10 protein-coding genes and 3 tRNA genes are annotated in these 15,135 nt (G+C 67.8%); 9 read left to right on the plus strand and 4 right to left on the minus strand.

Annotated elements, in window-relative coordinates:
- Window positions 1-2,144 (plus strand): transcription-repair coupling factor (mfd, locus tag VNN10_00210; protein ID HXH20424.1); only part of this gene is annotated, 2,144 nt, incomplete at its 5' end.
- On the opposite strand, the gene VNN10_00215 is transcribed toward mfd, so the two are convergent.
- On the minus strand, window positions 2,141-2,512 hold the full coding sequence (locus VNN10_00215) for a cupin domain-containing protein (protein HXH20425.1): 372 nt from the start codon (window positions 2,510-2,512) through the stop codon (window positions 2,141-2,143). The genes mfd and VNN10_00215 overlap by 4 nt on opposite strands.
- 95 nt (window positions 2,513-2,607) lie before the next feature.
- Here VNN10_00215 and VNN10_00220 point away from each other — a divergent pair, with 95 nt between their 5' ends.
- Complete coding sequence (locus VNN10_00220; GenBank protein HXH20426.1) at window positions 2,608-3,216, plus strand: TetR/AcrR family transcriptional regulator; 609 nt, start codon at window positions 2,608-2,610, stop codon at window positions 3,214-3,216.
- Here the strand turns inward: VNN10_00220 and VNN10_00225 are convergent.
- Window positions 3,213-5,480 carry a DNA translocase FtsK gene (locus VNN10_00225; protein ID HXH20427.1) on the minus strand — a complete coding sequence of 756 codons (2,268 nt, stop codon included), beginning with the start codon at window positions 5,478-5,480 and terminating at the stop codon, window positions 3,213-3,215. The two genes, VNN10_00220 and VNN10_00225, sit on opposite strands and share 4 nt — an antisense overlap.
- Before the next feature lie 272 nt (window positions 5,481-5,752).
- On the opposite strand from VNN10_00225, the gene VNN10_00230 reads away from it, so the two are divergent.
- Window positions 5,753-5,828 (plus strand) — tRNA-Glu (locus VNN10_00230).
- 590 nt (window positions 5,829-6,418) lie between these two features.
- Window positions 6,419-7,093, plus strand: coding sequence for an ImmA/IrrE family metallo-endopeptidase (locus VNN10_00235; GenBank protein HXH20428.1), 675 nt, complete (start codon window positions 6,419-6,421; stop codon window positions 7,091-7,093).
- Window positions 7,094-7,697: 604 nt separating this feature from the next.
- Here VNN10_00235 and VNN10_00240 read toward each other — a convergent pair.
- A complete protein-coding gene (locus VNN10_00240) occupies window positions 7,698-8,498 on the minus strand; it encodes an ABC transporter permease (protein ID HXH20429.1) in 801 nt (266 codons plus the stop codon).
- On the minus strand, window positions 8,491-9,465 hold the full coding sequence (locus tag VNN10_00245) for an ATP-binding cassette domain-containing protein (GenBank protein HXH20430.1): 975 nt from the start codon (window positions 9,463-9,465) through the stop codon (window positions 8,491-8,493). Before VNN10_00245 ends, VNN10_00240 begins: the two co-directional genes overlap by 8 nt.
- 766 nt (window positions 9,466-10,231) lie before the next feature.
- On the opposite strand from VNN10_00245, the gene VNN10_00250 reads away from it, so the two are divergent.
- The 5 genes from VNN10_00250 (at window position 10,232) to VNN10_00270 (ending at window position 15,079) form a co-directional block, all read left to right on the plus strand.
- Window positions 10,232-13,378 (plus strand): tetratricopeptide repeat protein, encoded by a 3,147-nt coding sequence (locus tag VNN10_00250; protein HXH20431.1) that lies wholly within the window; start codon window positions 10,232-10,234, stop codon window positions 13,376-13,378.
- Between the two features lie 368 nt (window positions 13,379-13,746).
- Entirely contained in the window at window positions 13,747-14,340 is a 594-nt protein-coding gene (locus VNN10_00255) for a DUF5317 family protein (GenBank protein HXH20432.1), read from the plus strand.
- The gene (locus tag VNN10_00260) at window positions 14,330-14,560 is read left to right on the plus strand and encodes a hypothetical protein (protein HXH20433.1); all 231 of its coding nucleotides are present in this window, start codon (window positions 14,330-14,332) and stop codon (window positions 14,558-14,560) included. Before VNN10_00255 ends, VNN10_00260 begins: the two co-directional genes overlap by 11 nt.
- Window positions 14,561-14,633: 73 nt before the next feature.
- Window positions 14,634-14,710, plus strand: a tRNA-Pro gene (locus VNN10_00265).
- A gap of 292 nt (window positions 14,711-15,002) precedes the next feature.
- A tRNA-Asp gene (locus VNN10_00270) sits at window positions 15,003-15,079 on the plus strand.
- Window positions 15,080-15,135 lie beyond the last annotated feature (56 nt).

Here is a 15,135-nt window from a genome sequence, read left to right on the forward strand (position 1 = left end):
CCCCGCCGCTGCTCCTGCTCACCGACGCCGAGGTCTTCGGCTTCGTCAAGCAGCGCCGGGCCATGCGCCAGCCGGGGCCGGACCGCTCCAACCTGATCGCCGACCTGACGCCCGGCGACTACGTCGTCCACATCGAGCACGGCATCGCCCGTTTCGCCGGCATGGCCACGCGCACAGTCGACGGCGTCTCCCGCGAATTCCTCGAGCTCCAGTACGCCGAAGGCGACCGCCTCTTCGTGCCGGTTGACCAGTCAGACCGCATCGCCCGCTACATCGGCCCCGGGGACCACCGCCCCGGGCTGACCCGTCTGGGCAGCGGCGAGTGGGCGCGCACCCGCGACCGCGTCCGCCGCGCTGTCGCCGACGTGGCGAAGGACCTCCTGGAGCTGTACGCCCGGCGCCAGGTTCTGGAGGGACACGCCTTCTCGCCCGACACGCCCTGGCAGCAGGAGCTCGAGGCCTCTTTCCCTTACGTTGAGACGCCCGACCAGCTCGAGGCCATCCACGCCGTCAAGGCCGACATGGAGGCGCCCCGCCCTATGGACCGCCTGGTCTGCGGCGACGTCGGCTACGGCAAGACCGAGGTCGCGATCCGGGCAGCGTTCAAGGCGGTCATGGACGGCTTCCAGGTCGCTGTCCTCGTGCCTACCACGGTCCTCGCCCAGCAGCACTACAACACCTTCCGCGAGCGCCTCGCGAGCCTCCCCTGCCGCGTCGAGATGCTGTCGCGCTTCCTGAACGACCGCGAGGCCCGCTCCGTAATCGCCGGCCTCGCGGATGGCAGCGTTGACATTATCATCGGGACGCACCGCCTCCTCCAGAAGGACGTGCAGTTCAAGAAGCTCGGCCTCCTGATCATCGACGAAGAGCAGCGCTTCGGCGTCGGCCATAAGGAGCGCCTCAAGCAGATGCGCCAGGAGGTCGACGTCCTCACTCTCTCGGCGACACCGATACCCCGCACCCTCCACATGTCGCTGGTGGGCATCCGCGACATGTCGAGCATGGTCACGCCGCCCGAGCACCGCCTGCCCATCCGCACCTACGTGATGGAGTCCGATGACCACCTGATCCGGGAAGCGATCATGCGCGAGCTGGAGCGCGGCGGGCAGGTCTTCTTCGTCCACAACCGCGTCCACAACATCGAGATGGTCGCCGCCCGTATCCGCAGACTCGTGCCGGAGGCAGAGGTCGGCATCGGCCACGGCCAGATGCCGGAGGAGCAGCTCGAGGCAACCATGCTCCGCTTCGCCGCGGGCGAGATCGACGTCCTGGTGTGCACCACCATCATCGAGTCCGGACTCGACATCCCGAACGCAAACACGATCATCATCAACCACGCCGACAAGCTCGGCCTGGCCCAGCTTTACCAACTCCGGGGGCGCGTCGGCCGGAGCGCCGTCCGCGCCTATGCTTACCTTCTCTACGAGAAGCACACGGCCCTGTCCGAGACGGCGCAGCGCCGCCTGCAGGCCATATTCGAGGCTACGGAGCTCGGGGCCGGCTTCCAGATTGCCCTCAAAGACCTCGAGATCCGCGGCGCCGGCAACCTTCTCGGCGTGGAGCAGAGCGGGCATATGGCAGCAGTGGGGTTCGACCTGTACGTGCGCCTGCTGGGCGAAGCCGTGCAGCGCCTGAAGGCGCTCCAGCGCGGCGAGACGCCGCCGGAGCCCCTCATCGGCCGCCCGGCGATGGTGGTCGACCTGCCGCTGACGGCGTACCTGCCGGAGACCTACGTCCCGGACCTCAACCTCCGCCTCGCCCTCTACCAGCGCCTCGCCCGCGCCGCCTCGAACGCCGAGGTCGACGCCATCGAGCAGGAGATGCGCGACCGCTTCGGCGAGGCGCCCGCCGCCGCCAGGAACCTCACCTGGGTGGTCCGTCTGCGCCTCCTCGCCGCCGAAGCCGGCGTCTCCGCGCTCCAGACGGAAGACCGCCAGATCGTCGTCCGCCTGCTGGCCGGCCGGCGCATCGACCGCGACCGCTTCCCGAAACGCCTCGCCGGCGTGTCTTTCCTCGGCGCGCACCAGCTCCGCCTCGATATCTCCGCGCTGGGCGAGGGCTGGCGCGAGGGCCTCGTGCGCGCCCTGGCGGCCCTGTCCGCGTCCGGGCATCGAGGAAGAGGCGAGGGCTGCAGGCTAGCCTAGCCCGCCTTCGCGTAGTTGCTGGCGCCGTACCAGTCGACGACGACGACCGGCTCGTCGCCCACCACCCAGGCGTCGTGGCCCTTCGGCAGGGACGTGACGTCCCCGGGGCCGGCGATGAACTCCGTGCCGTCGTCCATGCGGATCGCAAGCCGGCCGCTCACGTGGTACTGGAAGTGCGGCGCATGGCAGGAGTCGGTGCCGACGAGCGGCTTGAGGTCCTTGGACCAGCGCCAGCCCGGCTGAAACACCAGCCGCCCGATCTCGGAGCCGCCTACATTTATCAGTTCGGCCCGCCCGTTGGGGAACTCCCGGACCTCCTGCGGCTGGGAGAAGCTCCTGTGCTCGGTCTCGTGTCGCGTCGCCACCATCGCTCGCCTCCTCGGCCTTGATGGCGCACACCTTAACCTACTAGTAGGTAGATGACAAGTACATTCCGGCGCGAAAACCTGCTAGGATTTCCCCCATGAGACGGCCCGTTCGCAGACCCGCTACCGACACCCGCTCCCGCATCCTCGACGTAGCCGAGCGCCTGATCCAGACGCGCGGCTACAACGGCTTCAGCTACGCCGACGTCGCCGCCGAACTGCGCGTGACCACCGCCAGCCTCCACTACCACTTTGCCGGCAAAGCCGAACTCGGCCGCGCCCTGGTCGAGCGCTACACCGAGCGCTTTATGGTGGCCCTGGACAAGATCGAGGCCTCCGAGCCTGACCCGCTGGCGCGCTTGAGCGCCTATGCCGGCCTCTACGCCGCCGTCCTGCGCCGCGGCCGTCTCTGCCTCTGTGGCATGCTTGCCGCCGACTTCCAGACCCTGCCCCGGCAGATGCGCCACGCCGTCCTGGACTTCTTCAACCGCAACGAGGCCTGGCTCAGCCGCGTGCTGGAAGGCGGTCGCGACCAGGGCGTGCTGGCTTTCGAAGAGGAGCCGGCCGGCGTGGCCCGCGCCGTGATCTCCACCCTGGAGGGAGCCATGCTCCTGGCCCGCCCCTTCGCCGATGTCTCGCGCTTCGAGTCAGCCGCCCGCACGCTGCTCGACGGCCTCAAGCGCCACCCGGAGATGGCGCGCGCCTAGAAGTCGTCGTCGATATCGCCGAAGCCGTCGCCGCCGATCACCTCGCGCGAGCCGCCCGGCCCGGCCGGCCCCACGATCCCTTCTTCCTCGAGCATGTCGATCAGGCGCGCCGCCCGCGGATAGCCGATCCGCAGCCGCCGCTGCAGCAACGAAGTCGACACGCGGCGGTGCTCCATCGCCAGCGCCTTCGCGCGCTCGAACATGGGGTCGCCGTCTTCTTCAGCCTCCGCCTCGACAGCTGCCTCTTCCAGCAGGTGGTCATAGACCGGCGTGGCATTGCCCGTCCGGGAGCGCTCGTTCGCCCAGAAGGTGACTATACGGTCGATCTCCTGGTCGGACACATACACCCCCTGCAGCCGCTTCGGCTTCGAGGCGTCCGTTGGCATGTAGAGCATGTCGCCGCGGCCAAGCAGGCGCTCGGCGCCAGCCGTGTCGATGATCGTGCGCGAGTCCACCTGCGAGCTCACGGCGAAGGCGATCCGCGTCGGGAAGTTCGCCTTGATTAGGCCCGTGACCACGTCCACCGACGGCCGCTGCGTCGCCACGATGAGGTGGATCCCCGTAGCCCGGGCCAGCTGGGCCAGGCGGCAGATCTGGCGTTCCACCTCGAACGGCGCAGCCATCATCAGGTCCGCAAGCTCGTCGATGATCACGACCCAGTAGGGCATGCGCTCTGTGACCTTCGGGTGCCGGTTGTACGCGTCGATGTTCCGGACCGCGAGGGCGGCAAAGCGCTTGTAGCGTGACTCCATCTCCGCGATCACCGCCCCCAGCGTCCCCACCACCTTCTCGACGTCGACGATGATCGACGAGAAGGCGAGGTGGGGGATCATCGCGAAGCTCGACAACTCCACGCGCTTCGGGTCAATCATCACGAAGCGCACCTCTTCCGGCTTAGCGTGCATGAGGATGCAGGAGATGATCGAGTTGATGCAGATGCTCTTCCCTGACCCCGTCGCCCCGGCGATGAGCAGGTGCGGCGCCTTCGTCAGGTCCGCAACCACCGGTTCTCCCGACACGCTCTTCCCCAACGCCAGCGCCAGCTTCGACTTCGCGGCGATGCGCTGGAATGCGGGCGTCTCGATCACCGAGCGCAGCGTCACGACCGACGCCGCCGAGTTCGGGACCTCGATGCCCACCAGCGCCTTCCCCGGCACCGGCGCCTCGATGCGGATCGACGGCGCCGCGAGCGCCAGCGCGAGGTCGTTCTGCAGGCGCGTGATCTCGTTCACCCGCACCCGCGTGCGGGAGACCTCCTCCTGGCGCATGACCGGCTTGCCGTCCTTCCCCAGGACGGGCCTGCCTTCGCGGTCGCGTTCCACGACCTGCCGGTACTTGATGTCCCAGCCCGGCTCGATGCCGAACTGAGTAACCGTCGGCCCCTCGTTGATCTGCGTAACGCGCGCATCCACCCCGAAGCTCGCCAGCGTCTCCACGATGAGCGCCGCCCGCGCGGCATTGTCGGGCTTCGCGACCTCGGCGTCTGCGACACCGGCGGACAGCATGTCAATCGGCGGCAGCGACCAGTGGAAAGAGGACACCGGAAGCGGCGCCGGGCCGCGCTCTTCGTCGTCGCGCCAGCCAATCGGCAGCTCGACCTGGCGGGCAGGGCCGGGTGGCGGCGCTTCCTCCTGCGGAGGCTCGGCCTCGAAGCGCTCGATCGGCTCCGCCTCCCGGGGCAGCCAGGAGGGCGGCACGTGCTGCGGCCGCTCGTCCAGGGGCGGCTTCGTCGGGAAGGCGAACTCCACGACTGCGACGATGCCCGCAAAGGCCCGCTGCGGAATACGCCAGCCCCACACCACCCTCAGCACTACCGGCGTCTGGCGCAGAATGCCCTTCGCCACCTGCGGCCAGCCGATGGCCACGAATGCAACGCCGGCCGCGATCCAGGCCAGCAACCCCAATACCGAGCCAGTGAGGGCAGCGCCTAAGTCACCGCCGCCTGACACTTCGGCCAGGGGCACGCCGGCCAGCCACCACGCCGGACCCGTGAGCGAGGCAAGTCCGAGCAGGAACACTGCCGCCGGCGCCGAAGCGGCCAGGGCGCGCGGGTAGCGGGCCAGGAGCCCGAGGTCGCGACGCCAGATGAGGACACCTATCGTCCCGGCCACTCCCGCCAGCGCGAGCGATGCCATGCCTGTCGCCTCAGCCAGGCTCGCCAGCGCAGCAGGCGGCGGGCCGGCGCCGGCAAGAAGGGCTAGCGCGGCAATGGAGATCAGGACGAGGGCGAGGCCAAGGGTCTCGACCCGCCAGAGCCAGCGCACGGCTGTCTCGTACAGCGGCTGGCCGCGTCGCCGGCGTCCGGCAGAGGGTCTCGTTGAGCGGACGGCATTCTGGCGCGCGCCCTGAGGGCGCGCCACACCGCGGGGCTTCACTCCGGTTCGTGCCATGTATGCGCCTATGCCGGTATGCGCCCCGCCAAGAATCGCATGCCAGGCGGACTCAAGCATAGCGCATAACGCCGGGCGCATAAACGCCGCGTCCGCTACCCCGACCGCCTGTGCGTTCGCCGCCATGCGTTATGCTTTGGAGTGGCGCCCCCATCGTCTAGGGGACTAGGACGTGGCCCTTTCAAGGCTAAAACCGGGGTTCGAATCCCCGTGGGGGCACCACCGCGGTTCGCTCTTTCGAGCCCAAACCACGCAGCGTCTGTCACTTGTGCCGCGCTGCCCAGTTCCTGCGCACGCGCGATGTCGCCGCGTGTGTGCGATAGAATCGCTCTGTTCGACGCCGAGCAGGGCGAAAAAGGATGACTCTAAAGACTGTTCCCATTACAGGTAGCGTCGCAGCTTGGGCGATGGAGCAGGCTGGCCTATCCATTGACCAGGTTGCTGACCGGAGTAATTACCCTGTCGAGACAGTCCGTGCATGGATCAGTGAAGAGGTTCGGCCAACCGTAGGCCAGGCCAAAAGACTCGCAGAGGTCCTGCATCGGCCGCTGTCTGTCCTCCTCCTCCCGGCGCCGCCCGAGTCCTTTGGTCTTCCGGATGCCCTACGACGCGCGTCGGGCGCTGGTCAGCGAAACCTCGCCCCGGAGGAGCTCAGGCTAACTCGGCGCGCCCGCCGGCTTCAGCGCCTTCTTCGATGGGTCGTCACGCGCCAAGCCATAGAACCTCCAGACATCCCGCAGGTCAGTGGATTAGAGCCATCGGAGGCGGGCACAATCCTCCGCGACTGGGTAGGAGTCTCCGCGGAGACGCAATTGACTTGGAACGACGCCAAACAGGCCTTCGAGACGTGGCGTGCAACTCTTGAAAGTCTCGGTGTCTTCGTCTTCCAACTCCAGCTGGGCAAAGGCATCCGAGGTTTCAGTATGTTTGATGACCTCGCTCCACTGATCGCAGTCAACACTGCAGAGAACTACCAGGCGCGTTCGTTCACCATCTTCCACGAGCTGGCGCATCTAGGCTCTCGCACAGATAGCGCGTGCCTGGAGAGCACGGGAACTCGCCGACTTGAGCGATGGTGCGAAGAAACGGCGAGCGCAACGCTCATGCCTTTAACGGCAATCCATGACTTCGTCAGGAGCCAGGCTAGCGTGTCAGAAGACGTTGACCTCGTGAAGAAGGCGGCGAGTACGTTCAAAGTGAGTCTACGCGCGGCCGCAGTCGCACTGATTAGAGGAGGATATCTCGACCAGTCCGTCTACGAAGACATCGAGGAATCAGCTCCCATAACTGATCGTCTAAAGGGTTTTGGCCGCGGCCGCGGCCAACGAGCTCCAGAACGCCGGAAAGCGGAGGTGGGGCCGCGGCCCCTAAGGTTAGTCTTCAAGGCTTTTGAGTCCCACCTTCTGACCGAGCGAGATCTCAGGGATTACCTTCGCCTTGATGGGGCTGAATTGGACGAACTTGCGCGGCAATTGGAGAGCGCGTAGAGGTGCAGCAAGAGGATGTCTGGGTAATTGACTCCTCTGCGCTCATCAACATGAAGAGGATTGTACCAGCGGGCGAACAGTGGTCGCTGTTTGAACGGCTGACGGAGTTGGTGCGAGGGCGGATGCTGTTCTTTCCTCGTCAGGTCGCAGACGAATTGAGGCAAGCGAGACACGTCGACACACCAGAGGCCTGGGCTCTTGGCGTCGGACCTCGCGTCGCTTTTGCTTACGACCCAGATCCCGCACTGGTCAAGCACGTGATGGGAGTTGCGGGGAAGTGATCGAGGCGGATGCGGAAGTGGAAAAGGGTGATCCGTACGTCCTAGCCCAGGCCTTGGAACTGCAGCGCCTGGGCCCGAAGCCTCAAGTCGTCACGGACGACACAGTAGATCGGCTTCCCATCAAGATCGCCATGACGACAGCTTGTCAGCGCCTCGGATTGCCGTACCTTACTCTCGACGATTTCCTCCAGACCCTCGGCTCGTCGGGGAACCGCTAACAGTCTTCCATAGGCCCGGTTATTGCCATCGCCGTCCTGAAGTGAGTGGGACCTGCTGGGCCAGCCTCACCAGACCGACCCGCTGTCCGCCGTCACCGCCCGGAGCTACCTGACCCGGCTCTTCAGCGCCGCGAAGGCAAGCGTCAGCGTCACCACACCCAGAGCCGCGACAGCCGCAATCGCGACCCCCAGGTCCGCCATGTCCCAGCCCTCCGACGAGAGGGCGCGCATGCCCCGCAGCAGGTAGGTCATCGGGTTCACCGTCGCCGCGACCTTCAACCAGCCGCTCAGGGCCTCCATGGGCGCGAACAGCGTCGTCAGGAACATCATCGGCATGAACAGCGCCCACAGGCTCTGTGTCGCCTGAGCATTGCCCGTCTTGATCGCCACCGCAAAGCCGATCGCGGAATAAGCAAGGCCCCAGAAGCTGCTCAGGAGCACCAGCGCCACGGCGCCCGGCACGCCCGTGGCGAATTCCAACCCGGTGGCGAAAGCGATGACCAGGACCACGGCGGCCTGCGCCATGATGCGCAGGAAGTCGGCGCCCATGGCGCCAATCAGAATGGAAACGCGGTTCGCCGGCGTCAGCAGCAATTTGTCGAAGTAGCCGCTTTCGATGTCCGCGACCATATTCAGGCCGGCGCTGCCTCCCTGCACCGCGAAGACGATGGCTACCGGCAACTGGAACGCCTCCCAGTTCGAGATCCCGGACCGGCTGGCGAACTCCTCGAGGGAGCCCACCATCACGAAATAGAAGAAGACCGGGATCACGAGGTTGGGCACCAGGTACGCCGGCGTCCGGATCGCCAGCCGCGCCTCCCGCGCGCCCAGCAGAAACGCGGCGCGCACGGCTTCACGCCAGAAATTCCAGGGCGCCAACTGGATTGCCACAGTTGCCTCAGCCATCGCTCCCTCCGCTGCCGTTGCCGGCGCCCTCAAGTCTCGATCCCGTCGCGCGCAGGAATACCTCGTCGAGCGTCGGCTCGCTGAGCGCGACAGACTCCACCGGGACATGAGCCGTATCGAGCAGGCGCACTACCTGCGCGATGACCCCGGCGCCATCCTTCACGAATAGCGTCAGGGCGCCGCCGTCCGCGCGGATGTCGCGCAGCCCCTCGAGACCGCTGAGGACCTGCCTCGCCTGCGGGAGACGAGCCGGCTCGACCCCAATCGAGACTACGCCGCCGCCGATCGTCGCCTTCAGCTCGGAGGGCTTACCCTCGGCCACGATGACACCGCGGTCGATGATCGCCAGCCGGTCGGAGAGGCGGTCTGCCTCCTCGAGATAGTGCGTCGTCAGGAAGACCGTGACGCCGAACTCCTTGTTCAGGCGCTGGACCTCCTGCCAGACCGCCTGGCGGCTTGCCGGGTCCAGGCCCTCCGTCGGCTCGTCGAGAAAGAGGAGCCGCGGTCCGTGCACCAGGGCGCTGGCCAGGTCCAGCCGCCGCTTCATCCCGCCCGAGTAAGTCTTGATCTGGCGGTCCGCGGCCTCCTCGAGGCCGACAAGCTCCAGTAGTTCCGCCGCCCGCCGGGCCGCCTCGCTCCGGCGGAAGCCGTAGAGCTGCGCCTGCAGCACCAGCAGCTCTCGACCCGTCGCCAGGGCGTCCAGGCCCGCCTCCTGGAGGGCGACACCAATGGAACGCCGGACCTCGTGTTGCTGGCGGTACACGTCGAAGCCGGCGACCAGCGCCGAGCCTGACGTCGGGCGCAGGAGCGTCGTGAGCATGCGCACTGTCGTCGTCTTGCCGGCGCCGTTTGGTCCCAGGAAGGCAAACGTCTCGCCGGCCCGTACCAGGAGGTCCACGCCGCCAACGGCGACGACGCCGCCCGCGAATTCGCGCCGCAACTCGTGCGTCTCGACCGCGAAAGCCATCACTCCTCCTCCCTATCGATTATCCGGATGGCCGCCGGTCTGTTCGAGCGCATCCCGTCACATACTGTCAGGAGCCTTACGCCCTCTCGAGGAGCCGCCGAACGGCCGCGAAGCCCAGCACGGGCAGCCGCCCGCAGCCCGACGACCGCGAATGCGGCCCTGCGACGATGGGTCGTCCGAGGCGCACCGCGCGCAGCCCGCAGCCCGCCGCCATCGGGCGACACCGCCAGCGCGCGACAGGTCGCCCGAAAGCGGACCGCAGAGGCGCAGCCCTCCGCCGGGGGGCGTGGGGGGTGTCCCCCCACCACCCTCCGCGAGCCAAGCGCAGCGACGGCGAGCGCCTCCGCTCGCTCCCACCGCCGCGCAGCCTTAGACCAGGCCCCACACCATCGTCGGAGGCGCGCAGTCGCCACCCGTTGCCACCCGCCCGTCCCACCATGCCTCGGAGCCGTAGATCACGCGGCCCGGCACATTGGGCGAAGCCGACGTCGCAAAGAAGCCGCCCCAGAGCCGAGTGCAGAGGGCGCAGCCCTCTGCCGGGGGGCGTGGGGGGTGTCCCCCCACCACCCTCCGCGAGCCAAGCGCAGCGACGGCGAGCGGCCCCCGCTCGCTCTGACCGCCGCGCAGCCTTAGACCGCGATCCCACCACCCGCTCCCGCCAAGTCCCGGCCGGGCCGCCCGTTAGCAAGCAGTCCGCCGGAGTGGTAGGCTGCACGGCGGGGGCCTGCGTGCGAGGCACTCGCTCTGGCACGGGGGCGGGTTAACTGTGAACCAGGCGCTGCCATCAGCAGCGGTCAAGACAAGCGCGCCGGCGCGGCGCAGCGATACCATCCCGCGTCCGCGCCTCCTCGCCCTGATGCGCGCCAACCTGGGCAAGCGGCTCACGTTGATCACCGCGCCTTCCGGGTTCGGAAAGACAGCCCTCCTTGCCGACTTCGTCGCCGAGCTCGAACAGCCCTGCGCCTGGCTGAGCCTCGACGCCTGGGACCGGGACGGCGGTGAACTGCTTGCCAGCCTGGCGCGCGCCCTCGGGAGCGCCGAAGGCGTCGCCGCGCCGGCCCGGGCGCCACTCGACGACCTGCGCCGCCAGCTCAGGCTCCTGGTCTGGAGCGCGCTCGCGGATGGCCCGCGTGTAATCGTCCTCGACGACTTCCAGACCATCGAAGGCTCCCGCGAGGCGCTCGCGCTTGTCGAGGAGTTGATCGCCTCCGCCCCTGAGACCTGCCACATCGTCATTTCGTCGCGGGACTTGCCGCGGCTGGCCGGCCTCGCCCGCCTTGTGGCCCGAGGTGCGGCGCTGTGGCTTGGCCTCGAAGACCTCGCCTTCGACCACGACGAGGTCCGCCGCTTCTTCCGCGAAGTCCGTGAGACCGAGATCGATGACCGCGAGGCCCAGGCCCTCCTCGAGGCCACGGGGGGCTGGGCGGCGCACCTCGCGCTGCTCACCGTCGGCGAGGCAGGGACGATTGAGTCGACTCCCCGCGCCGAGCTGCTCCTGGACGACCTCCTGAGTGAGGCATTCAACCGCCAGACGCCTGCCCTTCGTCGCTTCCTCCTCTCGACGAGCCTCCTGAAGGTGCTGGACCCCTCCTTCTGCGACGAACTTCTCGAGCGCAAGGACTCGCGCGACATCCTCAAGGAACTGGAGCGCCGCAACCTCTTCGCCACCCGGGTCGAGGCCGACCCGCCGGTGTACCGTCTGCACCAGCCGTTTCGCGCCTACCTCAAGGGAAAGCTGCGCGCCGAGAAGGGCAATCGCTTCGCCACGCTTGCCTTGAAGGCGGGCCAGCTCTGCGAAGCGCGAGGAGACTGGGAAGGCGCCGTTTCCTTTTACATCGAGGGCCAGGTCTGGCCGGACGCCGTGCGCGCGCTGCGCGCGGCATCCGAATCCATGCTTGCCTATGGCCGCGCCGCGACGCTGCACGAATGGCTGGAGGCGCTGCCCCGCGAGGTGGTCCAGACACAGCCCGACCTCCTGCTCCTCCGGGCTCGAGTCAAGGTTGACCTGGGCGAGCTTGACGCCGCGTTGCAAGTCATCTCTGACCTCCTTGAAGACGAGGCGCCCGAGACCGTGAGGGGGCTTGCCCTGCTCTATCGCGGGGTCTGCCTCAGCAGGAAGGGCCAGCATCAGGAAGCCGTCAAGACCTGCCGGGCGGCCGCGTCCCTCCTGACGCGGGCCGGCGCGCCGCCGCAGGTCGAAGCCGAGGCCAATCTCTGGCTGGGAGTAGCGATTGGCGCCGGCGGCGGCTTCGCTCGCGCCGTGCCGCCGCTTCGCAAGGCGCTCGCCCTGGCCGAAAAGCTGGGAGATGTGCGCACGGCCTCCATCGCCGCGGACGACCTCGCGGTCGCCTTCGGCAACCTCGGGCAGATCGACCAGGCGCAGATGTACCTGGAGCGCGCGAGGCAGGGCTGGGCAAGCCTCGGCAACGACTATCGGCTTGTCCTCACCCTGAACAACCTGGGCATGATGTACTCCCTGCAGGGCGAGTACGAAGAGAGTTCCCACCTCCTCGCCGAGGCCATCGAACGCTCGCGGGCGACTGGCAACGCCCGTATCGAAGCCATCGCGACGCTTTCCCTCGCCGACGTCAAGCGCGACACCGGCCACTACGACCAGGCCATCGACCTGTACAACGACGGGCTCGACAAAGCCCGCCGCCTCGGCGAGGCCTACTTCGTCGACTACGCCGTGGACGCCCTCGGCATGACCTACATGCTCATGGGCGACCTACAGAAAGCGGAAAGCCTCATCCGGCACGCCGCCGCGGAGGTTGGTGAGCGGGGCGGCGTCTACGAGAACGGCCTACTTTCGCTCTCCCTGGGCATCCTGAGCCACCTGCGGGGTGAGTTCCCAGAGTCCGCGGCCCGCCTCCAGTACGCCCTGCGCGTCTTCAGGGCAGCCGGTGCCGCCCGCGAAGAGGCCCGCGCCCTCTTCCACCTCGCCCACGTGTACCTCGCCACCAACAGCCGCCGCCGCGCGCTCGCCGCCCTCCAGGATGTCGTGCGGCTCGTGCGGGAGATCGGCTACTCGGCCTTCCTCGCGGCCGACGCCCGCCGCTGTCCCGCTCTCACCGCCTTCGCCTCCTCGAAGCGCCTCGGTGACGGCCTCTTCGCCAGACTGCGCGAGGAGCAGGGCCGCCGCGTCGCGCTCGATCTCGGCCTTGGCCCGAGCTACCCGCCGGTGGAGGCCCGCGGCTTCGGTGAGACCAGCGTAGAGATCGACGGCCGCCTGATCACCGACTCGGAGTGGTCGTCGGTGAAGAGCAAGGAGATGTTCTTCTTCTTCCTCGCGGCAAGGCAGCCCGCCTCCCGCGACGAGTGCTGCGCCGCCCTCTGGCCGGAGTTCGACCGGGCACGCGCGACCAGCAACTTCCACTCCACCCTCTACCGGCTCCGGAGCGCCACCTACTTCGACGTGATCACGAACGCGAACGGACGCTACCGCCTGAACCCGGCCGCGCCCTTTAGCTTCGACGTGCGTGAGTTCGAGCGCTACGTACAGGACGGCGACTCGCTGCCCGTGGACGACCCCGAGCGCCTCCGCTGCTTCGAACGGGCCGCCGAGATCTACACCGGCCCCTTCGCCCGCGACTTCTACTCCGAATGGGCAGACGAGCTGCGCCAGCGCCTGGAGGATGAGTACCTGCGCGTCGCCGCCATTCTCGCGGGCGCCGCCTTCGCCGACCGCGCCTACGACCGTTGCATCGAGCTCTGCGACCGCATACTGGCGATCGACGACAGCAGCGAGGAGGCCCGCTGCCTGAAGATCGAAAGCTATATCGAACTCGGAGACCGGGCGTCGGCCGTGCGCCACTTCGAGTCCTACCGGCGCTTCCTGGCCGCCGAAGCCTCCATGTCGCCTTCGCGCCGTCTGGCGGAGATCTCCCGCCGCCTCTCAGCCGGCCGGGCCTGACCCGATAGCACAGATACCGGCCCTGCCGGCCGATCCTGACCTCGAGGGACCGGTATTACAGTTTTGGGCCGCGGGCCAACCATCCCTTGCCGCCGATCTGCATACCGGTTAAGAAGTCGTGCACCTCCGTCATAGGTTCGTGACAACTCCCTCGCTATTCTCCGCGCAGAAAGGCCTCCGGGCCGAAAGAAGGAGACCAAATCAAATGAAAAGACTGCTCCCCATCGCCCTGTCCGCCCTCTCGTTCCTGGCGGTAGTCTTCGCGGGCACCGCGCCCTGGGCCTGGAGCTAACAGCGCCGGCCAGGAGGGGCCGGACCGGCCCGCCCGCAGCCTTGCCCGGCCCCCCGCGAAGGGAGACACCCACTCTTTGAGTCAAAAGACCCCGCCGTTTGACTTGAAGCTGCCCTACCTGGCTCTGCTCGCCGTCCTTCTCGAGACGACGGGCATGTTCCTGCTGTCCCCGGAATCCTGGGACCTGGGCCGGCAGCTCCTCATCATGTCCGGCTTCGCCCTGGCCCTGGTTTTCGCCTGGGCGAACCGCGGTTGGCGTCCGATGCAGGTCCTGGCCATCGGCCTCCTCATGAACCTCGCAGCGATGCTCGCCAACGGCGGGCTCATGCCCGTCACCCCCGAGAACGCCATCCTCGCCGGCTTCGCCGATGAGGTGGCAGATCTGAAGCCGGGCGACCCCGTGCCGCGAAGCAAGGACATCCTCAAAGAGCGCGGCGACACGGCCCTCGCGCCTCTCACCGACGTGATCGTGTTGCCGGCGTGGTTCCCGGGCCGCGCAGTCGCAAGCCCGGGCGACGCCGTAGTCGCCATTGCCGTCATCCTTGCAGCATTCTCCGCCGCGACGGCAGCCGCAAAGGCCGTGCGCCGGCGGGAGTCGTCATCGGATACCCCTGTCCTTCCGGCGTCGGGCCGGACGGGAAGGGCGCCCGGGGGGATCGATGCGCGATGAGCGGACTAGCGGCGCCGAGGGCCCCAGGCCGCGCGACAAGACCTCCGCCCCGGCATTACCGACTACGGACCTCGAGTTGCGGCGCCTCGCGAAGCAGGCGCGGGCGTGCCTGCAAGAGATGCTCGCGGACCTGTGCGAGCTGGAGTCCGTGCTTGCCCGCTTCCAGGCATTTCTCGCCGTCCCTCCCGAGTTCCGCCGCGCGCACAACCGCGTAGCCTGACCGGCGCCGCCAGGCCGGCCTAGTCGTCTCAGCCCCCGAGATCCATTCTGCAGATGCTAAACTGACTGCGTGTCGGGGCGTAGCTCAGCTTGGTAGAGTGCTTGAATGGGGTTCAAGAGGTCGGCGGTTCGAATCCGCCCGCCCCGACCAGCGAGGTCCACCGGGCTGGGCCGGTGGTAATACCCAGGCAGTTCGCTGGACGGATCTCCGACACTCGGGGTCTTCTCCGTAGCGCGGCGTGTAAGCACCGTCCTGCAGTGGCTGCAGCTGGGCGCGGCCACCGCGGCCCTCATTCATGTCCAGTGGCCCTAGGCCGCCACATCTCCCGCGCCTGGTGTCACCGAGTAGTCTTGAGGCATCATCTCCCTCCTGACCCCCATCCGCTAGGCACACCGCAAAATTGACTCGCTGAGGCGAGATTGCCTAAGATGGATGCGCTCGCGGCCCCGTGGTGTAGCGGTCAAACATGCCACCCTGTCACGGTGGAGATCGGGGGTTCGAATCCCCTCGGGGTCGCCATGAACTAACTCACCGGCCCGCCCGTGCGGGCCATGTTCATCAGCGAAGACAGGCCA

The sequence above is a fragment of the Dehalococcoidia bacterium genome (assembly GCA_035574915.1).
In the GTDB taxonomy this organism is placed as follows: Bacteria; Chloroflexota; Dehalococcoidia; order DSTF01; family WHTK01; genus DATLYJ01.